This window comes from Brevundimonas sp. NPDC007368 (assembly GCF_042869015.1).
Classification (GTDB): domain Bacteria; phylum Pseudomonadota; class Alphaproteobacteria; order Caulobacterales; family Caulobacteraceae; genus Brevundimonas.
In genome coordinates this window covers 462,096-484,683 of sequence record NZ_JBIAFA010000003.1, presented here as the reverse complement: position 1 = coordinate 484,683, position 22,588 = coordinate 462,096, and the positions used below count along the sequence as shown (strand labels likewise).

Annotated in this window: 25 protein-coding genes and 1 tRNA gene; 9 read left to right on the top strand and 17 right to left on the bottom strand. The window is 64.5% G+C overall.

Annotated features, from left to right (window positions below; genetic code table 11):
• Positions 1 to 284 precede the first annotated feature (284 nt).
• Entirely contained in the window at positions 285 to 1,967 is a 1,683-nt protein-coding gene (locus ACFYLW_RS09105; protein ID WP_390182979.1) for an SIR2 family protein, read from the bottom strand.
• A 465-nt stretch (positions 1,968 to 2,432) separates the two neighbouring features.
• On the opposite strand from ACFYLW_RS09105, the gene ACFYLW_RS09100 reads away from it, so the two are divergent.
• Together ACFYLW_RS09100 and ACFYLW_RS09095 are read left to right on the top strand one after the other, a co-directional pair.
• Positions 2,433 to 3,212: a DUF5131 family protein gene (locus ACFYLW_RS09100; protein WP_390182978.1), complete on the top strand. Its 780-nt coding sequence runs from the start codon at positions 2,433 to 2,435 to the stop codon at positions 3,210 to 3,212.
• Positions 3,213 to 3,259: 47 nt separating this feature from the next.
• Complete coding sequence (locus tag ACFYLW_RS09095; RefSeq protein WP_390182977.1) at positions 3,260 to 4,528, top strand: three-Cys-motif partner protein TcmP; 1,269 nt, start codon at positions 3,260 to 3,262, stop codon at positions 4,526 to 4,528.
• 319 nt (positions 4,529 to 4,847) lie between these two features.
• Here ACFYLW_RS09095 and ACFYLW_RS09090 read toward each other — a convergent pair whose 3' ends face one another.
• Entirely contained in the window at positions 4,848 to 6,086 is a 1,239-nt protein-coding gene (locus ACFYLW_RS09090) for a hypothetical protein (RefSeq protein ID WP_390182976.1), read from the bottom strand.
• Positions 6,087 to 6,114: 28 nt separating this feature from the next.
• Here ACFYLW_RS09090 and ACFYLW_RS09085 point away from each other — a divergent pair, with 28 nt between their 5' ends.
• The gene (locus ACFYLW_RS09085; RefSeq protein WP_390182975.1) at positions 6,115 to 6,333 is read left to right on the top strand and encodes a hypothetical protein; all 219 of its coding nucleotides are present in this window, start codon (positions 6,115 to 6,117) and stop codon (positions 6,331 to 6,333) included.
• Here ACFYLW_RS09085 and ACFYLW_RS09080 read toward each other — a convergent pair.
• A complete protein-coding gene (locus ACFYLW_RS09080) occupies positions 6,320 to 6,499 on the bottom strand; it encodes a helix-turn-helix transcriptional regulator (protein WP_312063994.1) in 180 nt (59 codons plus the stop codon). The two genes, ACFYLW_RS09085 and ACFYLW_RS09080, sit on opposite strands and share 14 nt — an antisense overlap.
• Positions 6,500 to 6,737: 238 nt before the next feature.
• On the opposite strand from ACFYLW_RS09080, the gene ACFYLW_RS09075 reads away from it, so the two are divergent.
• The gene (locus ACFYLW_RS09075; RefSeq protein WP_390182974.1) at positions 6,738 to 7,448 is read left to right on the top strand and encodes a hypothetical protein; all 711 of its coding nucleotides are present in this window, start codon (positions 6,738 to 6,740) and stop codon (positions 7,446 to 7,448) included.
• Between the two features lie 52 nt (positions 7,449 to 7,500).
• On the opposite strand, the gene terL is transcribed toward ACFYLW_RS09075, so the two are convergent.
• The 3 genes from terL to ACFYLW_RS09060 are packed head-to-tail and all read right to left on the bottom strand — an operon-like array spanning position 7,501 to position 10,811.
• On the bottom strand, positions 7,501 to 8,973 hold the full coding sequence (gene terL / locus ACFYLW_RS09070; RefSeq protein ID WP_390182973.1) for a phage terminase large subunit: 1,473 nt from the start codon (positions 8,971 to 8,973) through the stop codon (positions 7,501 to 7,503).
• The gene (locus tag ACFYLW_RS09065) at positions 8,970 to 9,377 is read right to left on the bottom strand and encodes a DUF5681 domain-containing protein (RefSeq protein ID WP_390182972.1); all 408 of its coding nucleotides are present in this window, start codon (positions 9,375 to 9,377) and stop codon (positions 8,970 to 8,972) included. Before ACFYLW_RS09065 ends, terL begins: the two co-directional genes overlap by 4 nt.
• Positions 9,378 to 9,389: 12 nt before the next feature.
• Positions 9,390 to 10,811: a site-specific DNA-methyltransferase gene (locus ACFYLW_RS09060; RefSeq protein WP_390182970.1), complete on the bottom strand. Its 1,422-nt coding sequence runs from the start codon at positions 10,809 to 10,811 to the stop codon at positions 9,390 to 9,392.
• Between the two features lie 310 nt (positions 10,812 to 11,121).
• Here ACFYLW_RS09060 and ACFYLW_RS09055 point away from each other — a divergent pair, with 310 nt between their 5' ends.
• Genes ACFYLW_RS09055 through ACFYLW_RS09045 form a run of 3 tightly spaced genes read left to right on the top strand, consistent with a single transcriptional unit; the run spans position 11,122 to position 13,435 of the window.
• Positions 11,122 to 11,373, top strand: a complete 252-nt coding sequence (locus ACFYLW_RS09055; protein ID WP_390182968.1) for a DUF3489 domain-containing protein — start codon at positions 11,122 to 11,124, stop codon at positions 11,371 to 11,373.
• Positions 11,370 to 11,801, top strand: coding sequence for a DUF2924 domain-containing protein (locus ACFYLW_RS09050; RefSeq protein ID WP_390182966.1), 432 nt, complete (start codon positions 11,370 to 11,372; stop codon positions 11,799 to 11,801). Before ACFYLW_RS09055 ends, ACFYLW_RS09050 begins: the two co-directional genes overlap by 4 nt.
• Positions 11,798 to 13,435: a recombinase family protein gene (locus ACFYLW_RS09045; protein ID WP_390182964.1), complete on the top strand. Its 1,638-nt coding sequence runs from the start codon at positions 11,798 to 11,800 to the stop codon at positions 13,433 to 13,435. Before ACFYLW_RS09050 ends, ACFYLW_RS09045 begins: the two co-directional genes overlap by 4 nt.
• A 406-nt stretch (positions 13,436 to 13,841) precedes the next feature.
• Here the strand turns inward: ACFYLW_RS09045 and ACFYLW_RS09040 are convergent.
• From ACFYLW_RS09040 to ACFYLW_RS09010, 7 genes are all read right to left on the bottom strand, one after another.
• Positions 13,842 to 13,931: transfer RNA gene (locus ACFYLW_RS09040), tRNA-Ser, on the bottom strand.
• 95 nt (positions 13,932 to 14,026) lie between these two features.
• Positions 14,027 to 14,983: an NAD regulator gene (locus ACFYLW_RS09035; RefSeq protein ID WP_312066023.1), complete on the bottom strand. Its 957-nt coding sequence runs from the start codon at positions 14,981 to 14,983 to the stop codon at positions 14,027 to 14,029.
• Positions 14,984 to 14,990: 7 nt separating this feature from the next.
• Positions 14,991 to 15,584 (bottom strand): YfbR-like 5'-deoxynucleotidase, encoded by a 594-nt coding sequence (locus ACFYLW_RS09030; RefSeq protein ID WP_114817816.1) that lies wholly within the window; start codon positions 15,582 to 15,584, stop codon positions 14,991 to 14,993.
• Positions 15,585 to 15,740: 156 nt separating this feature from the next.
• Positions 15,741 to 16,658, bottom strand: a complete 918-nt coding sequence (locus tag ACFYLW_RS09025) for a methyltransferase type 11 (protein WP_390182963.1) — start codon at positions 16,656 to 16,658, stop codon at positions 15,741 to 15,743.
• 91 nt (positions 16,659 to 16,749) lie between these two features.
• Positions 16,750 to 17,610 carry a MoxR family ATPase gene (locus ACFYLW_RS09020; RefSeq protein WP_313472863.1) on the bottom strand — a complete coding sequence of 287 codons (861 nt, stop codon included), beginning with the start codon at positions 17,608 to 17,610 and terminating at the stop codon, positions 16,750 to 16,752.
• Positions 17,611 to 17,683: 73 nt separating this feature from the next.
• Positions 17,684 to 17,890 (bottom strand): hypothetical protein, encoded by a 207-nt coding sequence (locus ACFYLW_RS09015; RefSeq protein WP_313472862.1) that lies wholly within the window; start codon positions 17,888 to 17,890, stop codon positions 17,684 to 17,686.
• Positions 17,887 to 18,321 carry a hypothetical protein gene (locus ACFYLW_RS09010; RefSeq protein ID WP_292082118.1) on the bottom strand — a complete coding sequence of 145 codons (435 nt, stop codon included), beginning with the start codon at positions 18,319 to 18,321 and terminating at the stop codon, positions 17,887 to 17,889. Before ACFYLW_RS09010 ends, ACFYLW_RS09015 begins: the two co-directional genes overlap by 4 nt.
• A 165-nt stretch (positions 18,322 to 18,486) precedes the next feature.
• Between ACFYLW_RS09010 and flbT the strand changes: the two genes are divergently transcribed.
• Positions 18,487 to 18,912: a flagellar biosynthesis repressor FlbT gene (gene flbT / locus ACFYLW_RS09005; protein WP_292082120.1), complete on the top strand. Its 426-nt coding sequence runs from the start codon at positions 18,487 to 18,489 to the stop codon at positions 18,910 to 18,912.
• A complete protein-coding gene (gene flaF / locus ACFYLW_RS09000; protein ID WP_292082122.1) occupies positions 18,872 to 19,234 on the top strand; it encodes a flagellar biosynthesis regulator FlaF in 363 nt (120 codons plus the stop codon). Before flbT ends, flaF begins: the two co-directional genes overlap by 41 nt.
• A 236-nt stretch (positions 19,235 to 19,470) precedes the next feature.
• Here the strand turns inward: flaF and ACFYLW_RS08995 are convergent, their stop codons facing one another.
• The 4 genes from ACFYLW_RS08995 to ACFYLW_RS08980 all read right to left on the bottom strand — a co-directional run bounded on the left by ACFYLW_RS08995 (position 19,471) and on the right by ACFYLW_RS08980 (position 22,568).
• The gene (locus ACFYLW_RS08995) at positions 19,471 to 20,109 is read right to left on the bottom strand and encodes an exopolysaccharide biosynthesis protein (RefSeq protein ID WP_312063943.1); all 639 of its coding nucleotides are present in this window, start codon (positions 20,107 to 20,109) and stop codon (positions 19,471 to 19,473) included.
• A 99-nt stretch (positions 20,110 to 20,208) separates the two neighbouring features.
• Positions 20,209 to 20,508: a hypothetical protein gene (locus tag ACFYLW_RS08990; RefSeq protein WP_313472861.1), complete on the bottom strand. Its 300-nt coding sequence runs from the start codon at positions 20,506 to 20,508 to the stop codon at positions 20,209 to 20,211.
• Complete coding sequence (locus ACFYLW_RS08985; protein ID WP_390182962.1) at positions 20,508 to 21,674, bottom strand: isovaleryl-CoA dehydrogenase; 1,167 nt, start codon at positions 21,672 to 21,674, stop codon at positions 20,508 to 20,510. Before ACFYLW_RS08985 ends, ACFYLW_RS08990 begins: the two co-directional genes overlap by 1 nt.
• Positions 21,675 to 21,716: 42 nt before the next feature.
• A complete protein-coding gene (locus ACFYLW_RS08980; protein ID WP_313472860.1) occupies positions 21,717 to 22,568 on the bottom strand; it encodes a lysozyme in 852 nt (283 codons plus the stop codon).
• Positions 22,569 to 22,588: the final 20 nt, after the last annotated feature.

Below are 22,588 nucleotides of genomic sequence, written 5' to 3'. Positions count from 1 at the left end.
GGCGCCCTGAACGAAGCGGCTCATACCCACCTCCTGCTGACCCGGAAGGCTATCCTAATTCGCTCGATCGGGAGGCGTTTTCACACAGCCTCGACTCTTAGGTGACCTTGGGAAGGTCCGCTCGTGGGTAAAGTCGGTGCGATCGACCCGCAACGTGGAGCTGTGTTGATCGGAATCGCTGACTGGAGGTAGCCGCCCGACACTTGGCGTGGCAGTCATTGGGTCAGGGAGAGCATCGTCGCCTCGGACACTCTGTAATCCGGGGCGCCGATGATGAGCCGATCCTATTGGGTCGTTCCGCTCTCGCCGCGAAGCATTTCTACGATCACACCCACCCCCACCACGATCTCTCGCGCCTTCTGAGCGGTCACCGGCTTACTGCCGTGAACCACCTCGTTTCGCAATCTCATCCACCCGTCGAGTTTCTTGCGATCCTGGGCCGGGATCAGGCCTAGCACAGTGGCCGCGTCCAGCATCGAGCGAAGCGACTCGACGCGGAACTTGTTGCTGGCGTGGAGGCTCGACATCGTCATGGACAAGGTTGGGTCGTTTAACCGTTCCCGGAGGCGCGTTTCGAGAAGCGTCATGGCCGAAATGACAGCGGCGCGAGGTTCGTTCTGCGAGAGGAGCCGCGCTGGCTCGGTGTCGAGGCCAAGGCCCAGTTCTCCAGCGAAGGTCGCAAGCAGCTGGGTCAGGTCTGAAACGAACCTTTCGATGTCGCCGAGCGGCCCCTCCGGAATGGGAAAATATTGCGCGCCGGCGATGTCCATGTGTCGCCCAGCCACGTCGGGCTGCACGACGATGGTGCGCAGCGCCGCCCGTGGATCCTTGCCGCTCGCGCGGCTGCGGCGCGTCAACGCCATGCGCAGCTCGGCGATGGTGCTTTGCGTGGTCGGCTCGACTACCATCACCGCGGATCGGTCGATCAAGGCGTCAATCTTCGCGTTGACGTTGTCGCCTGGCGAAATCACGTCGTCGGCCGTCACCGGCACAAAGCCAAGCGCCTGTACGTATGGGAAAACTTCGCTGCGGTAGAGGGACAGGCGGTCGACAGCGATTGAGAAGAAGCAAAGGCGGGTTGGCGCATCGCGGGGGAGGAGGAGCTCGCGCAGCGGTTCTTCTTCGGTGACCTTGCTAGCGGAGATAACGTTGTCGCGCCAATGGGCATGCAACTCTTCGAAGGCTTCGGCCAAGGTCTCGCCGTATCGCGACTTGGGACCCGGTAGGTTAACGACCTTGACGCCGCGCCGCTCGTAGCGGGCGATCTCGGACGCGCCAGCCTCGACCATGATGGCGTAGGCCATGCGCCCCGTACGGCCTAGTCTGCTGGTAACGATGTTCCAGATCTGCCGGAAGTCGGGGTCATCAAGGCTGTAGCCGACGAAAACCGCGGTGCGGGTGATCAGCAGGTTGGCCAGATAGGTTGCGATCAGAGGATAGCGCGCCAGGAATCCGTCATAGTCCTCCTCAGTCACGACCAAGCGGCTTGGGTGACGAAGGTCGCCGTGAAGCTTCAGGAGGAGTGTGCCGGAGGGCGAGCCGTTGATGGAAAGCTGCTCTTCGTCGACCACGGTGTAGACGTGGTTGGGCCCGCGCTCGTATTGGCGCTCGAGCAGAAAATCGAAGTTAGTCGTGCAGGCGATGTCGAACGGCAGTTCGCAGAACGCCTCGTGGGCGCGACCGGGCTGGGCGGTCTTGATGTGTAGGATGTCGATGAGGCGCTCGATCAGCTTGGAGCGGCCGAACTCGTGCTGGAAGGCCGAGATCGCATCCAAGGTACCCATCGGCGAGAAGTCGGTAAGGTCGCCCGACAGCGTCTCGCCTAGCTGAGGCCACAGCGGCATCTTTGTCTTCGGCGGCATCTTGGCATTCAGCGACATCCCCGCGCCGACCACAGGAAGCCAGCGCCCTGAGACCAAGTCCGCCAGCAAGGGCTTCGGGAAGAGCTCAAGGTGCTTGGTCGTCATCTTGTTTGCCGGTCCACGACGCCGGATTTTGACGTCTAGACGCAGAAGCTACGTAATCGACGCTCAGCTGCAAAGCTTCTTGCTGCGCGCTCCATCGGGCGCTACGCGGCCCAGCCGAGCCGTGGGCCAGGCTTAGGGTCGATTTCGACCCTAAGCCTGAACCATAAATGTCGTGTTCCTGAATGCTGCCAGCGTGAGCAACTGGCACCGAGCAGGGGAGGGATATCGAGGTCACCATCGAGGCCGGCCAGCCGCCGCGGGTAGTCTGTCAGAAGGTCTCGCAGGCCTGTTCTTGATCAAGCCTGATGGTCGCTCCGCCTGCGTCCGGGTTTGTCGCGAGCGGTCGCCATGGTGGCGTGACCGCGTTTCGCTTGGAAAGGTTATGTTTAAGGAAGTCTTTCCGCTTGCGTTGGATGGTGGGCCGCAACCGACGCGTCATGGGGACGCGGCAGCAGAGTTAGAAGCATGGCCGAGACGCAGATCGAGTGGACTGACGCCACTTGGAATCCGGTGGCGGGCTGCTCCATCGTCACCGCTGGTTGCACCAACTGCTACGCCATGCAGATGGCTCGCCGTCTCGAAGCCATGGGCGTCGAAAAATACGAAGGTCTGACCCGCAAGAGTGGCAAACGCGCGCTGTGGAACGGCGTGGTGCGCGAGGATCGTTCGGCGCTCGAAGTACCCTACGGATGGCGCAAGCCTCGGAAGATCTTCGTCAACTCAATGAGCGACCTCTTCCACGACGCGGTGAGCGAGGACTTCATCGTCGACGTGTGGCGGGTCATGCGCGAGACCCCGCATCACAATTACCAGATCCTCACCAAGCGGCCCGAGCGCATGGCCGAGGTCGTGGCGCGCGCGATCCCCGATGTGCTGCCAAATGTCTGGCTAGGCACCAGCGTCGAGAATGAAGACGTCATTGGCCGGATTGATCACTTGCGAGCCGTGCCGGCCGCCATACGGTTCATCTCGTTCGAGCCGCTGATCGGCCCGGTGGGGGCCGTGAATCTCATGGACGTGCACTGGGCGATTGTCGGCGGCGAGAGCGGTCTAAACGCGCGTCCGATCCGCGAAGATTGGATCGACGAGATTTACGCGCAATGCGATACCTATGATACAGCCTTCTTCTTCAAGCAGTGGGGCACTTGGGGCAAGGACAACAAGAAACGCTCCAAGAAAGCCAATGGCCGCGAATACCGCGGAAGGACCTGGAACGAGATGCCTGCGACGCCGGAAGCGATCTGAGGCCCAGGTCGTTTGCGACGCCGCCCGGCGGGGGATAGTCGGACGACATGGTCACCAAGCATTATGCGTGGAAGGTGGGTGAGCGGCTGCCGAAGATCGGCGCGCACAGCATCGCCAAACACGACGTCTTCGCCACCTACATCGACAGTTACATCAAGATCCTATCGTCCAATCCCCGCCGACGGGAATTGAACCTGACGATCGTCGATGGCTTTTGCGGCGGCGGCGCCTACCAGAACGGTTCGGTCATCGTTCCGGGGTCCCCGCTGAGGGTGCTTCGCGCGGTAAAGGCGGCCGAGGCTGGTCTGACGCTCACGCGCCAGAACGGCTTTCAGATGAAGTCGCAGTTCTTCTTCATCGACAAGCAGCCCGAGCATATTGAGTTCCTGCAGTATGAGCTCATGAAATCGGAATTCAGCGGCGAAGTCGGAGCTTCGATTTCGGTCTCCACCGGTCTGTTCGAGGAAAAGGCTGCCGAAGTCATCCAGAGGATCAAGGATCGCGGATCAAGCCACCGGGCGCTGTTCCTGCTGGACCAGTACGGCTGGAGCGCCGTCTCGTTCGCGACCATCCGGCAGATCTTCGCCTGCCTCCGCAATCCCGAGGTGCTGCTCACTTTCTCGGTCGACTCGCTGATCGACTACTTTTCGGACCAGACGGCGCGGACGTCCGGCGGCCGCGCGATCGAACTCGATCCGGCAATGGGCGAAGCGATCAAGGCGCTCAAGTCCGAACAGGATCAACGACGCCTCATTCAAGGCTTTCTTTACAAGCACATCATTGGCAGCACGGGCGCAAAATACTACACGCCCTTCTTCATCAGATCAGCCGACAGCCGGCGCTCCTATTGGTTGCTCCACCTGTCCAAGCATGAGCGGGCCCGGGACGAAATGGCTCGGCTCCACTGGGACATGAGCAATCTTTTCTCCCATCCTGGCGACGCCGGCTTCAACGCGCTCGGCTATGACCCTAGTGTCGATCCTAAGCAGATTAGGCTTGAGTTCGACTTCGGGGTGGACGCCCGCAAGGATTCACTAGCTGCGGCGATCAATCAGTTGCCTCGGATGATCCGGGACGACGCGCAGGATGCGAGCGTGCCGGTCACGCTCGGCGACCTCTTCCGGGCGCATTGCAACGAGACGCCGCTGACCTTCGAGATGGTCGCCGACGCGGTGATACAGCTGCGCGACACCTATGCTGAGGTCGACGTCTTCACCGCCGAAGGCAAGGCCCGTCCGGCGGCCAAGAGCCTCAAGTGGAACGACATGGTGCGTAACAGGCCGCAGAAGTCGTTCATCCGTCGAATGGGGGTCTAGCCTGCCGCGTTGTCCTGGAATCGGGTGTCAGCGAGACTTGGCGAGCACCGCCAGTACCGCGTCGACATCGGCCTGGCCGATGGCCATGAGCCTTTTGGCCTCAGTGCGCTGAATGTCGCCTTCTTGGAGGTGCGGCGGAGTCCGCAATTGGCGCCGAACAGTCATCTCTCTTGGTTTTTGGGGATCAGCCGACAGCGGGCCCTCCAAGCGTCGGTATGGGGTGGTTAGCGGACGCCGGTGCGGGTGAGGGGCAGCATAGCTAATCCCAGCCCAGTCGGGGCGATGGCGAAGTCCGACGCGACCCGCATACTGCGTGTTTCTAAGCCGGGGCTATCGAGTCCACGACGGCTTGCCAGCGTGCCGCGTTGTTTGCGGCACCCTCTTTCAAGCAGTTCTGTCGGTAGTGTTGAGCGTATTTGATTCTCAATCGATCAACGTCTGACTTCAGAACCTCTCTGAAGCGGGTATAGATTCCTGCACGAATGATGGCGGCTGTTTTGCTGTCATAGTTGGCACCGAGAGCTGGGCTGACAAATTTGTCGAGATACGTCACGCCGGCGTTGGGATGCCCAACGTATGATTTCTCGGATCGACGGCCTTGGTGCTCTATCGGATGCAGTAGGAAATTTTCATAGAGTACCGGCAGAGTTTCGCCACGTTCGAGAATTCTATCGTATTCCTCGACGACAAACCAGTAGACGTCTTGTTCGGTAGGCAATGACTGGGCGAGATCGCTCGCGACAAGTTCAGTCAGGCCCTCAAGTTCCTGTGAGTTCGTTGGGGCTTTTGAAAGCCATCTTTGGCCGATCCAAAGGCCAGGCTCTACGCCACCCATAGCACGAATGATGCCGCCCCAGCGTTTGCCTTCAGCGATCTCTCCACCAATCATGCATCGCTCGTAACAAGCCAATGCCGTCTTGAAACGACCGGCACTTAGGAAGCCATTTTGGCTTAGGCAGTAGTTTAGAAAAATCTTGGTGATCAGAAGCTGCGAAGTCGGCTCGCCGAACTGCTGCGAGATCGTTGGCTGCACCTGATCTCGAAGATATCGGAGCGCACCAGGATCGCTTTGCGCCGCTGCCCAAGCGACTTCGACCGGGTCGGGCTGGAAAGGGAAAAGAGCCAAGAGCCTTTTTGCGGCTTCGCCGAAACTCTGCTGGCGAGCAAACTCAGCCAAGATGAACCGCCATCCCGCTTCCTGATCCGTGACAAGCTGGCCTAAAGACTCGGTCGCCTGGTCCTCGATTTTTGCAAGTGCATCTTCCACCGACACCCGAGCGGCGGGACCCCTGGGGCCTATGCCGAAAATCTTACTCCACATCGGAAAGCGCGCCTTGGTTACACAGATGGATGGAAAGCGTCGCAAATCAGCATCATGAAGACAAGATGTCCGCAACGGGTCGGTTCGCGCCTTTGGCACCGCGTCCGAATGCAGACCTTCGGCCCATCCGCGCAATGTCGCGTTTGCGGCGTGGTCTGCATGGCCGCTCGTGGCGCATTTGCGACCTGCGCGCTTCCTCTGGACTTCCAGCGCGACGCGAGCGGTAGTCGTGGGCATGACGCGCGATGAACTTGACCGAGACCCCATGCTGGATCCCGACGACGCCCTGGAGGCCAAGCTGCGCCTCGGGGTCATGGCTTCGGCCATTCTGGACCATGCCCATATTCTGAGCACCGATACGAGCCTGTTGACGCTATCCGAAGCGGGGTCTGTGCTAAAGGGCTACGCAGAGGACTTTCAGAAGCTGGCCGCGGCGATGGAGGTCCTGGAGCGTCGTTCGGTTGTCCGCTCTATTCGAAGCTGACCAAGTCGGGCAGGGAGGTTTGTAGTCCCTGCGCTAGCTTTTCCAGCACCGTCACCGTGGGATTGCGCACGCCACGCTCGACGCCGGACACATAGGTGCGGTGCAGGTCGGCCCGGTCCGCCAGCTCCTCCTGAGACAGGCCCTGAGCCTGTCTCAACCGCTGCACGCGGGCTCCGAGTTTGCGGCGGACGTCCATGGCCGTAGATGAGGCGGATGCAGCCGATCGGGCGACAGACGATGAGTCTCATTTCAGGTTGACTTGAGCAGACCATTCGAGCGACCAGCGGCATGTGATGAGACTCATGGTCTGCGTAACGGATTGGGTGAAAGACCTCTTCCTCACAGCATGCCCTGGGCTTCTGCAGGACGGCGAGACGCCGTCGTTTCATTCAGTTGGGGGGCATATGGAAGCCTTGGTTTCGGCCGTCGGATTTGTGTCGGTCTTGGTCGTGTTGTTGGGACTAGCGATGCTGGTGAAACCGTTCTGGTTCATCCAGAAACGCTGGCAGGCGGGGCTGCTGATGGCGGCAGGCCTCTTTGTGGGAGGTTTCGTGAACGCCATGCCGGTCAAGCGGCCTTCTGGCATTCCCGAAGCGGAATGGGCTGAACGCGTCCGGGTTTGCGCGGAAGCCGACGAATTGCGCGAATGTCCGTTGAACAACGCTGATGTCGAAAAGGCCAGATTGAAGGTCGCGGAGGCGACCCGGAAGGCTGCAGCGGAGGCCGAGATCAAGACGGCCGAGAACCGGGCCAAGGAAGCCGAGAAGCTGGCCCGCGCCCGTGAACGAGAGTTGGAGGCGACCGCGTCTGCGATGGAAGGCGGCGCAGCCAAGATCAATGACACGACTCAGCAGCAGCTCTGGATCTCCGCGACCGAGCGCTCCGTAAAGGGCCATATGAAGGACCCGGGTTCGGTTCGCTTCCGCAATAGCCGCTTCAACGCCTACCAGGGGCGTACGCCCGTCGTATGCGGCGAGGTCAACGCCAAGAACGGCTTTGGGGGCCACACCGGCTACCAGAAGTACATCGCGTCCGGCGAGATCTTCGGTCCCTACCTCGAGGAGACGACGCCGGCTGGGGAGTTCGCCAAAGCCTGGAACGAACTCTGCGTTTAAAAGACCTGCTACAACTGCGACAGCGGCGTCCGGAGGACGCCGCTGTTCTCATTCATGCTGGCCTGGGTCCGTCGCGACGCGCATGACCACGGAGCGTGTTCCGCCCACCGCGACCGATGGCCCAGTTGAGGAATTGGCTGACGCTGTCCACCTGGTCGTCGTGCTTGGCGTTGGGGAAGGTCAGCATTTCGCGTCGCAAATCCTCCAGCCAGGGCGTGTCCCGGGGCAGTTTGGCGAACCCCGAGTAAAGCCGCTCTACCGAACTGTAGAGGCGTTCCGCCTTCGGCAGCCGGGCGTCCGCTCCGAGCCGCATGCAGGATGGGGCGTGGTGGGCTGGGTCGCCTATGCAGCGCATATCCCGCCCGAGGTCTTCCAGGAGGGCGGGGCCTAGCGAGGATTTCTCGACCAGGATGACGTCGGCGCGCCAGCGCTTCCGCTCCGAGCGGACCCGATCCAGGAGGTCGGCATAGGCCAGTCGGACGCGGATGACGTCGAGCAACAGCCAGCTGGCGCCGTCATGGCCCCAGACCGTACCGACGGAATAGTCAGCGGACGGGTCAGTGGACGCCGCTGGATCCCAACTGTGCACGACCTTATGCAGACCGTGACGCTCTGGGCGATCATTGTAGAACTGGATCCGGTCCCAGCGGACGTAGTCGCCTTCGGTCGGGGTTGGGTTCTGCTGGTACTGGGCCTCGAAGGCGCGACCGCCCATTTCCGCACGGATCCGCTCCAGCACCTCGCGGGATTCCCGGGCCGGGTTGAGCACGTCTCCGATCCGCCGTGCATGGCTGCGACCATGGGTGAGCGGGATGAGCTCATCTCGGACGGCGATGGCCGGCAGGTCCAGATGGCGAAAGCCGCCTTTGGCCGAAAGGTGGGCCGATACGTCGTCCTCATGCAGGCGCTGCTGAATGGCGACGATGGCGCCGGTCCGCTTATCGTCCAGACGGCTGAGGAGGGTCTCGTCGACGAACCTTTGGGCCTTGGAGCGGGCCTCAGGGAAGGCGGCGTCCTGGGCCTTCATCAGGTCGTCGATGATGATCAGGTCGGCGCCCAGGCCGGTCACCGTGCCGCCGACCGCGGTGGCGTAGCGATAGCCGCCCTGGCGCGTGGCCAGGTCCGCTTCGGTGTCGCGGACGATGGAGCGGGCGGTCTCGGGAAAGACCTGCGCGTACCAGGCCGAGTTGATCACCTTGCGGAAGTTGCGTGACAGGGCTGCCGAGAGATCCTGACCGTAGCTGGCGCAGATAATCCGCGTCTCTGGGCGGCGTCCCAGCAGCCAGGCGGGGAAGGCCACGGTCGTCATCACCGACTTCAAATGCCGCGGCGGTACGGTGATCTGAAGGCGGCGGTTAGAACCGTCGGCTATGTCCTCTAGCGCCCGCGCCATGGCCGAGAGGTACCAACCACGGGCGAGGGGCGTGCCTGGGTTGAGGGTTGGGAAGACCAGGTCCAGAAAGACGCTGAAGTCCCGTCGCGCGAGGGCGTGGACCATGGCGTCCGCCGGCAAGGGAAGGGTCATGCCGCCCTCCCTTCGCTGAGATCCGCGATGTAGCGGGCGATGATCTCGTCGTACTCGGCCGGCTGAAGTTCGCTAGTTGGTGACGATGCCTGCTGACTGGCGACAGCCGCCGCATCCTCTTGGGCGTATTTCATCAAGGCGGCGAAAGCCTTGGCGTCGCCCTTGGCGGCTTTGTCGACCTGCTGGATGACCGCGACCCGAGCCTTGGACATCATCCGCGTCCGACCGTTCTGAGTGACGGGAACGGGACGGTCCAGTTCTTCACGGAACAGGGTGAGGAAGTTTTTAGAGCCTTTGGGACGGCCCTTGGGGTTGCCGGACTGGCCTGGCTTGAACTGGGCCGCCTGCGGAGGTCGGCCGTAGCCGACCTCATAGTGGCGTGGTGACTTGGGAGGTTTGGACATGGATCATCCCCCTCAAGCGGTCGCACGCGTGCGCACACGCGCAGCGGGCAGGGTGATGACGGGCGACGCGACTGCGGGTGGAGCTGAAGTCGCTTTCAGCCGTTCCGCGCGGACCTGGCGGAAGGTCTGGCCGGTAGAGGCCAGGCGGGCCTCTCGGCCCGTGAACTCCTGCCAACGGATGACGCCGACATCCACATACTGGGGGTCCAGTTCTGTGGCGCGCCCGCGCCGTTTACACTGTTCGGCAGCGATCAAGGTGGTGCCGCTTCCGCTGAACAGGTCCAGGACGACGTCGCCTCGCGCCGAACTGTCGAGGATAGCGTCGCGGATCAAGGCGAGGGGTTTGACCGTGGGATGCATCTCCCGGGCTTTGGCCTTGGCGGCCCCGAAGCCGTTGACGCCTTCATAGGTCCAGACGTTGGCGCGGTTGCGTCCATGGACGCCCAATTCCACCCGGTTGAGGTGGGGCGCGCCGGCCTTGCGGAAGAGGAAGATAAGCTCGTGGCGCGAGCGATAGAAGCTGCCCATGCCGCCGGCGGTCTTGTCCCAGACGATCAGGTTGAGCAGGTCCAGCTTGGCGGCTGCAGCGGCCGTGAGCGTGTGGCTCATGTGTCGCCAGTCCATGCAGTAGTAGCAGAGGCCGCCGTCCATCAGGGTCTCGGCGATGCGCATCTGCACCTGGGTGCTGAAGCTGGTGAACTCGTCGTCGCTCATCTCGCCGGACGCCATGACGAACTCGCCGTGTTTGCCGCCGCTGGTGACATGGCCGGCCACGGCGACATTGTAGGGTGGGTCGGTGACCACGACCCGAACCTTCTCGCCTTCCAACAGCAAGGCAAAGCTCTGGGGATCGGTGGCGTCGGCGCACAGCAACCGATGATCCCCGAGCAGCCAAAGGTCGCTGACCTGACTGACCGGGGTGTCGGGCAGACCCGGCAAGCGATCGCCATGGTCGTCGCGGTTGCTGTCGCCGCCGAGAATGATGGCGTCGATCTTGGCGGGGGAGAAGCCGGTGACCTCCAGGCTGAAGCCGAGATCTAGGTTCGACAGCTCCTGCAGCTCGATCTTCAGGGTCTCGGCGTCCCAACCGGCCAACTGACCCAGTTGGTTCTCGGCGATAGCGAAGACGCGCAGGGCGTCGTCGTCCAGATGGCTGACGCGGATGCAGGGGACGTCGGTCATGCCGAGCTGGCGGGCCGCTTCGACCCGACCGTAGCCGGAGATGATCTTGTCCTCGGCGTTGATCAGGACCGGGACGAGGAAACCGAAGTGTCGAATGGCGCCGGACAGGGCCGTGATGGCGCTCTTCTTATGGATGCGCAGTTTGCGCGACAGGGGCGCCAGGTCGACGATCGGCCTGTTCTCAATCGCCAAGGCGAGGGTTGGGGGAAGCGAGGGCGCGATATCGGTCGCGTGGCCGTAGCCCGAGGACATGATGATCTCCTGAAGTTAGGCGCGCGCCCGCGGTCGTGCGGGCACGGGATCCTTTGATGGGATTAAGGGGGAAGCGATGGCGATGGCTAGGAACACGGCCTGCCCGGCATCTATGGTCAAGGCTTCGAGAACGGCCTGATGCTGTGCAGCTAGGCAGCGGGTTTAAGTCCCGCAAGGCGACGCTTCGAATATTCCCACAAGCGTCTGGACTTGCGCTGCATTGGAAGCGGTAGTGATCCCGTTCCCGCCCGGCCTTCCGGGCTCAGGTTAGTAGGGCGCAAGCCGCGCCGGCAAACCTGAGGGAACTCTTATGTCATCGTCCAAGACGTCCGCTATCGCTGCGGTGGCTGCACCGACCTCCAAACTCGATCGTTTGATCGCCCTGCTGCAACAGGCCGATGGGGTGGGCATGCCGGCCATGATGGCGGCCACCGGCTGGCAGGCGCATTCGGTCCGCGGCGCTCTGGCCGGCGCCCTGCGCAAGAAGGGCCATGCGGTCCGAAGCGAGAAATCGGAAGCGGGCCGCATCTGGCGCATCATTCCGGCGGAGCCGCAGGCATGACCGCCGATCTGGCGCAACAGCTGGCGACGATCCAGGACATGGGCGTGGACGGTTTGAGGTCGGTCTGGAGGGAGCGGCTCGGCGAGCCGCCCCCGATCCGCTCGCGCGACATCCTGCGCCGGGCGCTGGCGGAACAGCTTCAGATGGCGGGTGCGGGCCGGGATGCAGTGTTGGATCGGCGGCTGGCCAAGGTCGCCGCCCAGCATCGCACCGGATGCAAACCCAAGGTGCGGACAACGACCTTCAAGCCGGGTTCGACCCTGGTGCGGGAATGGCAGGGTGAGCGCCACCAGGTCGAGGTGGCCGCCGACGGCTACATCTGGAATGGCCAGAAGCACGCCAGCCTCTCCAAGGTCGCGCGCTTGATCACAGGCGTGCGTTGGAACGGACCTCGGTTCTTTGGTCTGCGAGAGGGCGAAGCCGCATGAAGACGCCCACCCGTCCGATCCGCTGCGCCATCTACACCCGCAAGAGCACCGAAGAGGGGCTGGAGCAGGACTACAATTCGCTGCACGCCCAGCGCGACGCCTGCGCCGCCTACATCCTGTCCCAGGCCGGCGAAGGCTGGACCCTTCTGCCTGAGGTCTATGACGACGGTGGGTTCAGCGGCGGCAATATGGAGCGGCCGGCGTTGAAGCGGCTGATGGCGGAGATCGAGGCGGGTCGGATCGACGTGGTCGTGGTCTATAAGGTCGACCGGCTGACGCGGGCGCTGACCGACTTCTCTCGGATCGTGGACGTCCTGGACAAGGCTGGGGCCAGCTTCGTCAGCGTGACCCAGGCCTTCAACACCACCACCTCTATGGGGCGATTGACCCTGAACGTGTTGCTGTCCTTTGCTCAGTTCGAGCGCGAGGTCACGGGCGAGCGCATCCGCGACAAGATCGCGGCGAGCAAGAAGCTGGGCATGTGGATGGGCGGCGGGGTGCCGCTCGGCTACGATCCGGACGGCCGCACGCTCGTCATCAATCCTGCCGAGGCGGAAACCGTGCGCGGCATCTACCACCGCTACCGGGAGCTGGGCTCGGTGCACCTGCTGTGCCGTGAACTGGCCGACCAGGGCGTTCTGTCGAAGCGCACCGTCAGCAAGACCGGCGGGGTGCGAGGCGGCGTGCCCATCGAACGGGGGGCGTTGTTCCATATTCTGCGCAACCGCATCTACATCGGCGAGATCCCCCACAACGGCGCCCATTACCCAGGTCAGCATCCGGCCATCGTCGATCGCGACCTGTTCGACGCGGTCCAGGCCAAGCTCGGCGAGAAGCAGCGTCGGCCACGAGCTAAGGGGCAGCCGCGCCGCCCACATACGGGCGCGCCCCTGACGGGCTTGATCTACGACAGCGCTGGCAACCGCATGTCCCCCGTCAGTTGCTCGCGCAAGAACGGCGCTACCTACCGCTATTATGTTTCGACCGCGATCCAGTCAGGCGCGCCAGATAAGGCGGGCGCGTGTCCGCGGGTGTCAGCGCCGATCGTGGAACAGGCCGTCGCTGACCACCTTCAGAGCTTGGGGCTCTGCCGACCAATCGACCTTGCGCCGGATTGGTCTCGCGTCCGCGATCTGATCGATCGGGTGGAGGTCGGCGCCGACGCCCTGACGGTCGCGCTTGATGCTGAGAGGCTCGATCTGGCGACACGCGATCTCCAGGGGCGTGAGCGCCTGATCCTGGAGCAGCTTGAGCGGAGAGAGGATGGGGTCGTGATCCGGATCCCGATGCGCATTCAGAGACGGGGCGGGAGCAAGATCGCCGTCGGCCCTCAGGGTCAGTCCCCTTTGCACAAGGCGGCGGTGGATCCAGCTCTGAGCTCGGCCCTGATCCGCGCGGAATCCTGGAAACGCAAGCTGTTGGCCGGCGAAGCCGAAAGCCTTGAGAGCATCGCGAAAGCCGAGGGGGTAAAGGCCGCTTACGCCGCTCGCCTGATCCGAACCGCCTTCCTGGCACCTGATCTGAAGCAGGCCATCCTTGATGGCGACCAGCCTGAAGGCCTGACCTTGCAGAAGGTGATGACCCTGGACGTTCCGCTCGATTGGGATGCGCAGCGGCGGCTCTATCGCGCCTGATGCGTTTGACGCCCTCGATCCCTGTTTAGGGCGAGGGCGTTCCCTGTTCCCCTGATATTTTTCCCTGATACGCCGTTTTGAATTCCCTGTTCCTGCCGCGGGAATTCGAGGCCTAGGATATCTGCTGTAGCCCGCCGCACTTGGGTTTGCGCGGCGGTTCTTTCGTTGCGGCGACCACGAGAGCTGAAGCGATTCCCTGTATTTCCCTGTAAACAGGCAACGCGCCTCTTTCCGGGGAAACCCAACCGACCATCGGCAAACGGAGACAGGGCGCGATAATGGCCGCTGAACAGGCGTGTTCAGTCGCGGCGGAGACGCCAGAATCGTCTCTGCTTCCGTGCAGCCTGCGGTAATGTCGGGGTAATTTTTTGTGAAACAGCGAACCGTCAGTCAGCGACTGACGGCGTGGCGGAGAGGGTGGGATTCGAACCCACGGTACGCTTCCACGTACGCCGCATTTCGAGTGCGGTACATTCGACCACTCTGCCACCTCTCCGCGGGGCCGATATTCGCTTGGTCGAGCGAGGGGCTTCTCTAGTCAAAGGCGGCGCGGGCCGCAAGCGATTCCAGCGAAGAAATTCGATAAAATTTTCAGCGCTGTCCGGGCAGGGTCAGGCCAGGCGCGGGACCGCCCAAGGGATCGGCGCCGACGAAGCGGAAAAGCTCGGCCGGACGACCGCCGGTATCGCTGGAAAAGACCCCTGTGGCCTGAACCAGACCGGCGCGTTCGACGCCGCGACGGAAGTTCTGCTTGTGCAGGGAAAGCCCCGCCACGGCCTCGGCCGCCGCCTGCAAGGCGGAAAGCGTGAAGGTGTCAGGCGTCAGGTCGAACAGGACCGGGCGGTACTTCAGCTTGGAGCGCAGGCGGCCCAGGGCGGTGGCGACGATGCGGCGGTGGTCGGAGGCCATCGGCAGATCGGGCAGAGCCGACGGCGGGGGGCGGTCGTGGTCGCGGGCGGATTCGGCGACCAGGCCGGCCTCATAGAGCAACTCGTAGCGCTCCAGCACCCGTTCCTCGTTCCAACGGCGCTCGGGCGTCAGGGCGAACAGGGTCTCGGCGCGGCCCAGGCGGCGCGCGTCGCCGTCGGCCCAGGCGCGCAGTGCGGGCGTCAGCGTCGCCATCACGGCGGGCGGGCCGTCGCGCCAGTCCTCCCACGGGAAGATGTCGAAGACGGGGGTCCAGGCGGCGTCCAGGCCGGGGGCCTCTGGGGCGTCGGCGGTCAGGGCCAGATAGCCGACCGAGACCTCGCGGGCGCGTTCAGGGCCGGGCGTGGCGCGCGGCGAGGCGCGGCCCGCATCGCCGAAGGTATAGAGTTGTTCGACGAAGCCGAGCGGAAAGCCGGTCTGCGCGGTGACGAAGGCGCGCAGGGCCAGTTCGAAGGTGCGGTCACGCGCCGGATCGAAGGGGCCGAAGGGCAGGGCCGGGGCCCCGTCGGCGGCATGGGTGGTCAGGACGACGGCCTGACCCGCGCGCAGGGCGATGACCACGGCCGACAGGCCGATCCGCACGCCCTGTTCGTGACCCTGAAGCGCCCCCGCCTGCGTCATGCAGTCCCTATTCCGTGTGCCAGGCGTCGGCGCCGGGCAGGATGCCGACAGCTTCGGCCAGAACGCGGTAGCGGTCCAGATAGCGTTGCTGCGCCACCGAGGCGGGCAGGGGGTCGATGATCAGGTCATAGCCGGCGGGCGGGGCGCCGAAGATCTGCAGCGACTCGCGGCGGTTGAAACCGGCCAGTTGCGTCGCCTCATAGAAGGCGCAGGCGCGGTCGGCCTTCTTGATCAGGGTCTTGATGGTCTGAGGCGTCTTGGGCGGGAGCTGGAAGCGGACGTGGATGGCGGCTTCCAGACGCGCCTCGAAGTCCTTGTAGCCGGCGCCGAGGGCCGACTTGAACGGCGAGATCATGTCGCCGATCACATATTCCGAGGCGTCGTGCAGCAGGGCGGCCAGGCGCCATTTCGGCTCCAGCCCCGGGCGGATGTGGGCGGCGATCTCCTCGACCACCAGCGAGTGCTGGGCGACCGAGAAGGCGTGCTCGCCGATCGTCTGGCCGTTCCAGCGGGCGACACGGGCCAGGCCGTGGGCGATGTCCTCGATCTCGATGTCGAACGGCGAGGGATCGAGCAGATCGAGGCGGCGGCCCGACAGCATCCGCTGCCAGGCGCGCGGGGGCTTGGGGGCTCTGGGCTTGGGCTTGGGCGCCAGGTCTTCGTGTTCTTCGGCCAAGTTCGGGATCCTGCGCATGGGGCAGGTGAGGTGACGCATCCCGAACGCCCGATCAAGGCCAAGCGTTGCGATTCGTGGGGGTTAATCCCCGACGTTGAGCGTCACCAGGGCCTTGGCGGCCTCGAACACGCGGTTTTCGTTGCGATCCTTGCCGCGCACGGTGGCGACGACGATGGGGCCGCCCGACGGGCCGCGCGCCTCATAGCCGACGACGCGCCAGCCTGTGGTCGAGGACTGGTCGGCGGTCATCATGAAGGTGGCGCGGACGGCTTCGCCCGGGGAACTGGTGCGGATGCGGGCGGCGCCGTCGCCGGCGTCGATTGTCACGGTGTCGGCGTCCGAGCTCGAGCCTGACCTGGAGCGGACGTTGACCTGGCTGTTCCGGTCGTCGGCGCGAATGGTGATGCCGCCGATCTTGATGGTGGCGCGGTCGCCGTCGGCGTCGATGTGCATCCCGGGCAGGCGGACGGTGGCCTTGTCGCCGCGGGCGTCGATGCGCATGCCGGGCGCGCTGATGTGGGCCGAGTCCGCAGCGGCTTCGGCCTCGGTTTCGGCCTTGGCCGCCGCGCGTTCGGCGTCGGCGCCCGCGCGCTCGGCTTCTGCCTCTGCCCGGGCGGCGTCGGCTTCGGCCCTGGCAGCCTCGGCGCGCGCGCGGTCTTCGTCGGCGCGGGCTTCCGCCAGGGCTTCCGGCAGATCGGCCGACAGGCGGTCTTCGAACTTCTTCAGCGCGTCCTGGACCGATCCCCCGTTCAGCGAAACCAGATGCAGAGTGACCTCGGAGCCGCGCGGGCCGCTGTAGACGCAGGCGGTCCCGTCAGCCTGGGCAGAGCCCTTGCGGGTCAGCACGCCCTGGGTCTGCGGGCATTGCAGGGTGTCGACGACCTTGAGCACGCCCGCTTCCTTGCCGGACGTGGTCGAGGTGATGCGCACCGTGCCGGCGTTGTCGCAGGCGGCGGTCATGAGCGCCAAGGCGCAGGCGGGCCAGAGGAGATGATGCATGGTCGGCTCCTGTTCAGGTCCGATTGTGCGCGCAAGGCGCGGCTATTCCAGTGAAATCGCGGTAATCGACGGGGGCGGAAGCGCGGCGGCTTCAGGAGCCGGGGCGGCCGCCTTCGCGACGGTTCAGGAAGGCCAGGCGTTCGAACAGATGCACGTCCTGCTCGTTCTTCAGCAGGGCGCCGTGCAGGGGCGGGATCAGCTTGCCCGGCGTCTTCTCGCGCAGGGTCTCGGGCGAAACGTCTTCGACCAGCAACAGCTTCAGCCAGTCCAGAAGCTCCGAGGTCGAGGGCTTCTTCTTCAGGCCCGGCGTGTCGCGGATTTCGTAAAAGGTCCGCAGCGCCTCGGCGACCAGGCGCGGCTTGATGCCGGGGAAATGGACCTCGACGATGTCCTGCATGGTCTCGGCGTCAGGGAAGCGGATGTAGTGGAAGAAGCAGCGGCGCAGGAAGGCGTCCGGCAGTTCCTTCTCGTTGTTCGAGGTGATGACGACCACTGGGCGGATCTCGGCGCGGATCGTCTCATCCGTTTCCTGGACGTAGAACTCCATCCGGTCGAGTTCCTGCAGCAGGTCGTTGGGGAACTCGATGTCGGCCTTGTCGATCTCGTCGATCAGCAGGACGGGGCGGACCGGGGCGGTGAAGGCCTCCCACAGCTTGCCCTTCTTCAGGTAGTTGCGGACGTCGTGGACCCGCTCGTCGCCCAGCTGGCTGTCGCGCAAGCGGCTGACGGCGTCGTATTCATAGAGGCCGTTATGGGCCTTGGTCGTCGACTTGACGTGCCAGGTGATCAGGGGCGCGTTCAGCGCCCGAGCCAGTTCATAGGCCAGGACCGTCTTGCCGGTGCCCGGCTCGCCCTTGATCAGCAGGGGGCGCTCCAGCGCCACCGCGGCATTGACGGCGACCTTCAGGTCGTCGGTGGCGATGTAGTTGGACGTGCCTTCGAACCGGCTCATGAACAACCTGCTCCAATCGGGTGAAATGAGCAGGTAGCTTATCAGGACGCGCCTGAACAGGCCGCCACGAAGGTCAGGTGATGCGCTTGGCCGAAACCGGGTCGCTGGCGGGGAAGGTTTCCTCGACGCCCTCGTCGATTAGGGCTTCCTGGCGGTTCTCCGCTTCCTTTTCCTTGTCCTTCAACTGGTCGGGCTTGCCTTCCTCGCGGGGGGCCTTCTTGGCGGGCGGGGTGTTGGGGTCGGCGTCTTCATGGGCCTTGGTCGGGCGATGGTCGCTCATGCTCTCTCCTCAGTATCAGGGCCATAGCCCAGGTCCTCGATGTCGTCGTCGGACAGGCGCTTCGCCTCCCAGTGGGCGGCGCTGGCCTGGGCGCCGCGCTGGTTGCGCATCAGGCCGGCGTAGACCAGTTCGACCTCGTCCGGGCCGGAGCCGACCTCGCCGTCGGCGTCGATCTCGCTGACCCGGGGAGGGTCCACGCCCAGCAAGGCGTCCGCCTCCGCTTCGATGCCCTCAAGCGCCAGCGCAGCGTCCAGATCCTGATCCTCCTCGTCGAACGGTTCGTCGTCGGCGTCGCCGTCGGCCTGGGTGACGTCCAGCACGTCGTCGGCTTCATCCAGCGAGAGATCGCCGTCGCCTTCGTCGTCGATATGGGTCTCGTCATAGATCTCGGCCTGATCCTGAGGGTCGAAATCGATGTCCGTATGCGCCACGGCCTCTACCTCCCTGTTCCTCAGGACAACGGCCCAGGTCGGCGCGGCGTTCCGCGTCAGCTCGCGGCTGCCGCCGGAGAGAAGTGGAAGAGATGGTTAACCACGACGCTTTACAGTTCCTCAGCCGCCGACCGTTCAGGTTGGGGCGCGTCACGGAGATTCCCTTTGCCGCTGAAATTATCGCTCAAGCCCGGCGAGAAATTCGTCCTGAACGGCGCCGTCGTCCAGAACGGCGACCGGCGCGGCGTCCTGGTCCTGCAGAACAAGGCCAGCGTCTTGCGCGAAAAGGACATCATGCAGCCCGAAGAGGCGACCACGCCCGCGCGCCGCATCTATTTCCCGGTCATGATGATGTATCTGGACGAGGGTGAGGCGGCGAAATTCTATGATGAATTCGCTCTGCGCCTGACGGAGTTCATGGGGGCGATCCGCAACCCCGAAATCCTGTCGGAATGCGTCGCCTGCTCCAAGCACGTGCTGGCGCGGCAGTACTACAAGGCCCTGATGGGCGCCCGTAAGATCGTCGATTACGAAGACCAAAGGCTCGGCAATGTCGCTTCAAGCGTACAAGACGGCGGCGACGCGGGCTGAATCACCGCGCGAAATGGAATACCGGCTGTTCGGCCAGGTGACCCGCGCCCTGATGCACGCGTCCACGGTCGACAAGTCGGACATCACCACCCGGATCGACGCGATCGACTGGAACCGTCGGCTGTGGTCGACCCTGTCCACCTCGTGCAGCGAGCCGTCCAACGCCATGCCGCAGGCGCTGCGGGCGCAGATCATTTCTCTGGATCTGTTCATCGGGCGGCACAGCTCGGCGGTGATGCGCGGCGACGGTGATTTCGAGACCCTGATCGACATCAACCGCATGGTCATGCAGGGCCTGGCGCCCCAGGCGCAGCCCGCCTGATCACGATGGCGGGAGCGGCCTTTACGACAGGCTGCGACCGGTCCTAGCCTGACCTTCCTGTTCAGCAGTCGAAAGGAGGTGGCCAGTGTCTCATTGTCATCAATCGCGAGCGAAGGCCGCGATCTGGACCTCGCGTGAGGCCCGGGCCTGATCCTTAGGGAAGGCAGCGGTCAGGCCGTTCGCGGTCCGACAATGAAGCGCCGCTGGGGCAACCCGGCGGCGCTTTTTCGTGGGCGCTAGAAGATCGTGGCGAACCAATGAGCGACGCCGTGAATAATGGCCATGACCGTCGTCCAGACCAGGGCCAGATAGACGCCGCAGACGGCCGTGCCGACCAGACCGGCGATGATGAAGACACCGTCGCGCTGAATGATGGCCAGGCCAAAGATGGCCAGGGTCAGGCCGGGCAGGGCGTCGCCGAAGGGCACGGGCAGGGCCATCATCAGCGCCAGCAGGATGCAGATCACGCCGACGACCACATCGGCGAATTCGCCGGTCAGAACGGGGATGCGGGGCCGGGTCAGACGTTCCACCTGACGCAGGCGCGGCAGGATCTTCTGACTGGCGCTCTGGTAGGTAGCGCGGCTGACGGAGGCTTTCATCAGCCAGCGCGGCAGCCAGACCTTGTCGCGCTGTAGCGCCAGTTCGGCGGCGATCAGGATGATCGGAACCGAGAAGACCGCCTTGCCGCCCGGGGGCCAGGGAATCAAAGCCATCAGCGCCAGCATCAGAATCACGGCGCCGAAGCCGCGTTCGCCGAAGGCCTCGACCATTTCCTTCAGGGTCAGCTTGGGATCATCGCCACGACCCAGCGATTCCAGAACGTCCGAAAACGTCCGGCTCTCATCAGGCGGCGGCGCGGGCACAAGCGTCATCAGGCGAGACTCGGGGGAGCGAAGGTTCGCCAAGTTAGGGGGCGCGTCCCCCATGCGCCATCCCTGACGCATGGGGTGCGGCTTAATGTTTCGTCACGATCAACGCGGCGTCGTGATGAAGGCCGCGGCTATCAACAAGGCGCCCGCGACCTGAAGACCGCGGTACAGCCGCAACTGACGTTGCACGCGGGGGCTGTCGGACGTGCGCAGGGATTTAAGCGCGCTTTCGAACTGGGCGTTGTCGTTTTCGTCGTCGATGTCGACGTCAGGCTCAAAAGACGTTCCCGGCATCCGTCGGCTGCGGTGCGCCGCCCGGTTCAAGTCGTTGGCGACGAGGCGCGAGAGAGCGAACGCCGCCACGGCGAGGAAAAGCAGTCCGAAAGGGAGCGCGAACCTCATCAGCCCAGAAGTTCGCGTCCGATCAGGAAGCGCCGGATTTCGTTGGTGCCGGCGCCGATGTCGTAAAGCTTGGCGTCGCGGACCAGGCGCTCGACCGGCCATTCCTTGGTGTAGCCGGCGCCCCCCAGGGCCTGGACGGCCTCCAGCGACACCTTCACGGCGTTTTCCGAGGCCAGCAGGATGGCTCCGGCCGCGTCATAGCGGGTGGTCTTGCCCTGATCGCAGGCGCGGGCCACGGCATAGACATAGGCGCGGGCGCTGTTCAGGGCGACGTACATGTCGGCGACCTTGGCCTGCATCAGCTGGAAGCTGCCGATGGCCTTGCCGAACTGCTTGCGCTCGCGGACGTAGGGCAGGACCACGTCCAGCGCCGCCTGCATGATGCCCAGAGGACCGGCCGACAGCACCGCGCGCTCATAGTCCAGGCCGCTCATCAGCACGCCGGCGCCGCCGCCGACGGGGCCCATGACGTTCTCTTCCGGGATCTCGCAGTCCTCGAACACCAGTTCGGCGGTGTCGGAGCCGCGCATGCCCATCTTGTCCAGCTTCTTGGAGACGCTGAAGCCCTTCATGCCGCGCTCGACCAGGAAGGCGGTGCAGCCCTTGGAGCCTGCCTCGGGATCGGTCTTGGCGTAAACCACCAGGGTGTCGGCCGAAGGCGCGTTGGTGATCCAGAACTTGGTGCCGTTCAGAACGTAGCGGTCGCCCTTCTTGTCGGCGCGGGTGCGCATCGACATGACGTCCGAGCCCGAGCCGGCCTCCGACATGGCTAGGGAGCCGACATGCTCGCCGCTGATCAGTTTCGGCAGGTATTTGTGCTTCTGCTCGGGCGTGCCCCAGCGGCGGATCTGGTTGACGCAGAGGTTGGAGTGGGCGCCGTAAGACAGACCGATCGAGGCCGAGGCGCGCGACACTTCTTCCATCGCCACGACGTGTTCGAGGTAGCCGAGGCCGAGGCCGCCGAACTCTTCCTCGACGGTGATGCCGTGCAGGCCCAGCTCGCCCATCTCGGGCCACAGCTCGCGTTTGAACTCGTTCTTTTCGTCGATTTCGGCGGCGAGGGGGGCCAGCCGGTCGGCGGCCCAGCGGGCGGTGGTTTCACGAATGGCGTCGGCGTCCTCGCCGAGGCCGAATTCCATGGATTGGGGCGCGAAGGGAATGCTCATGCCGCAAGGCGTAGCATCGCGCACGCGCTTCGCCTAGCGGCCTCAGACGACGCTTTTATTGTTCCGCTGGCGCGTCAGGTTCCAACCCGCGACGCCGATGAAGATCAGGCCGATGACGGCCAGGGCGCCGCCGATCAGCACGGTGCCGTCCGTCGCCTGCTGGGCGGCCAGAACGCGACGGAAGGCGGCGATTCCGGCCGCGAAGGCCAGCAGACCGATGCCGCCGATGAAGATGACGGCGCCTGTGTCGTTCAGTGCGGCAGGCGGCGCCGTGCGCTTCTCATGGCGCAGCACCTGAACCGTGGCAGGGGCGTCGTCTTCGGGGCGCTGGACGGTGTTGGGGCCCTGGACCGGCGCGGTGAGCAGAAGATCCAGCGGCGCGGGCCGGTCTGGCGCGGCGTCGAACAGGGCGCGTTCGGCCGAGCGGCGGCGATAGGGGGCGTCGATGGCGGGCTGGACCCGATCGGGCCAGCCGCTCAGGGCCTCAGCGGCGCGGGCGGGGGCGCCGGCGTTCAGTTGTTCCAGCACGTCGGACCCTTCGAAGCGCTGGACGCCGACCGAGAAGATGAAGCTGGCCAGGGCGTCGAACTGATGCTGGTTCAGCGGGATCGAGACACGGTTGTTGATGGTCTCGACGACGGGCAGCAGATCGTACTGCAGCAGCAGCTCGGCCTCGGCCTCGCTGATCGTCGCGCCGGGGCGGGCAGATTTCACGTGGCCGTAGCCGATGACCGGCGTGCCGTCGCGGCGACGCACCGTCCGGGGACGAAATCCCTCGAAGCTCTTGATCAGAAGCAGGCCCTCGCGGGACACCTTCAGACGCTGTGGCAGGGCTGCGGACACGGAATGACCCATTTCGAAACGGGCTTGCTCGCCCGTCAGGCGAAGCAGCAAGCCGCGTTCCGAACGGCGTC

Bases quoted from the DNA above. Each gene is read 5' to 3' on its own strand.
- ACFYLW_RS09100 (WP_390182978.1), top strand. From the start codon at position 2,433: ATGGCCGAGACGCAGATCGAGTGGACTGACGCCACTTGGAATCCGGTG.
- ACFYLW_RS09060 (WP_390182970.1), bottom strand. From the start codon at position 10,811: ATGTCCTCGGGCTACGGCCACGCGACCGATATCGCGCCCTCGCTTCCC.
- flaF (WP_292082122.1), top strand. From the start codon at position 18,872: ATGTCGCTTCAAGCGTACAAGACGGCGGCGACGCGGGCTGAATCACCG.
- terL (WP_390182973.1), bottom strand. From the start codon at position 8,973: ATGACCCTTCCCTTGCCGGCGGACGCCATGGTCCACGCCCTCGCGCGA.
- ACFYLW_RS08990 (WP_313472861.1), bottom strand. From the start codon at position 20,508: ATGAGGTTCGCGCTCCCTTTCGGACTGCTTTTCCTCGCCGTGGCGGCG.
- ACFYLW_RS08985 (WP_390182962.1), bottom strand. From the start codon at position 21,674: ATGAGCATTCCCTTCGCGCCCCAATCCATGGAATTCGGCCTCGGCGAG.
- ACFYLW_RS09035 (WP_312066023.1), bottom strand. From the start codon at position 14,983: ATGACGCAGGCGGGGGCGCTTCAGGGTCACGAACAGGGCGTGCGGATC.
- ACFYLW_RS09015 (WP_313472862.1), bottom strand. From the start codon at position 17,890: ATGAGCGACCATCGCCCGACCAAGGCCCATGAAGACGCCGACCCCAAC.
- ACFYLW_RS09025 (WP_390182963.1), bottom strand. From the start codon at position 16,658: ATGCATCATCTCCTCTGGCCCGCCTGCGCCTTGGCGCTCATGACCGCC.
- ACFYLW_RS09085 (WP_390182975.1), top strand. From the start codon at position 6,115: ATGCTGGATCCCGACGACGCCCTGGAGGCCAAGCTGCGCCTCGGGGTC.
- ACFYLW_RS09045 (WP_390182964.1), top strand. From the start codon at position 11,798: ATGAAGACGCCCACCCGTCCGATCCGCTGCGCCATCTACACCCGCAAG.
- ACFYLW_RS09075 (WP_390182974.1), top strand. From the start codon at position 6,738: ATGGAAGCCTTGGTTTCGGCCGTCGGATTTGTGTCGGTCTTGGTCGTG.
- ACFYLW_RS09105 (WP_390182979.1), bottom strand. From the start codon at position 1,967: ATGACGACCAAGCACCTTGAGCTCTTCCCGAAGCCCTTGCTGGCGGAC.
- ACFYLW_RS09020 (WP_313472863.1), bottom strand. From the start codon at position 17,610: ATGAGCCGGTTCGAAGGCACGTCCAACTACATCGCCACCGACGACCTG.
- ACFYLW_RS09065 (WP_390182972.1), bottom strand. From the start codon at position 9,377: ATGTCCAAACCTCCCAAGTCACCACGCCACTATGAGGTCGGCTACGGC.
- ACFYLW_RS09030 (WP_114817816.1), bottom strand. From the start codon at position 15,584: ATGCTGTCGGGCCGCCGCCTCGATCTGCTCGATCCCTCGCCGTTCGAC.
- ACFYLW_RS09090 (WP_390182976.1), bottom strand. From the start codon at position 6,086: ATGCCCACGACTACCGCTCGCGTCGCGCTGGAAGTCCAGAGGAAGCGC.
- ACFYLW_RS09050 (WP_390182966.1), top strand. From the start codon at position 11,370: ATGACCGCCGATCTGGCGCAACAGCTGGCGACGATCCAGGACATGGGC.
- ACFYLW_RS08995 (WP_312063943.1), bottom strand. From the start codon at position 20,109: ATGACGCTTGTGCCCGCGCCGCCGCCTGATGAGAGCCGGACGTTTTCG.
- ACFYLW_RS09095 (WP_390182977.1), top strand. From the start codon at position 3,260: ATGGTCACCAAGCATTATGCGTGGAAGGTGGGTGAGCGGCTGCCGAAG.
- ACFYLW_RS09055 (WP_390182968.1), top strand. From the start codon at position 11,122: ATGTCATCGTCCAAGACGTCCGCTATCGCTGCGGTGGCTGCACCGACC.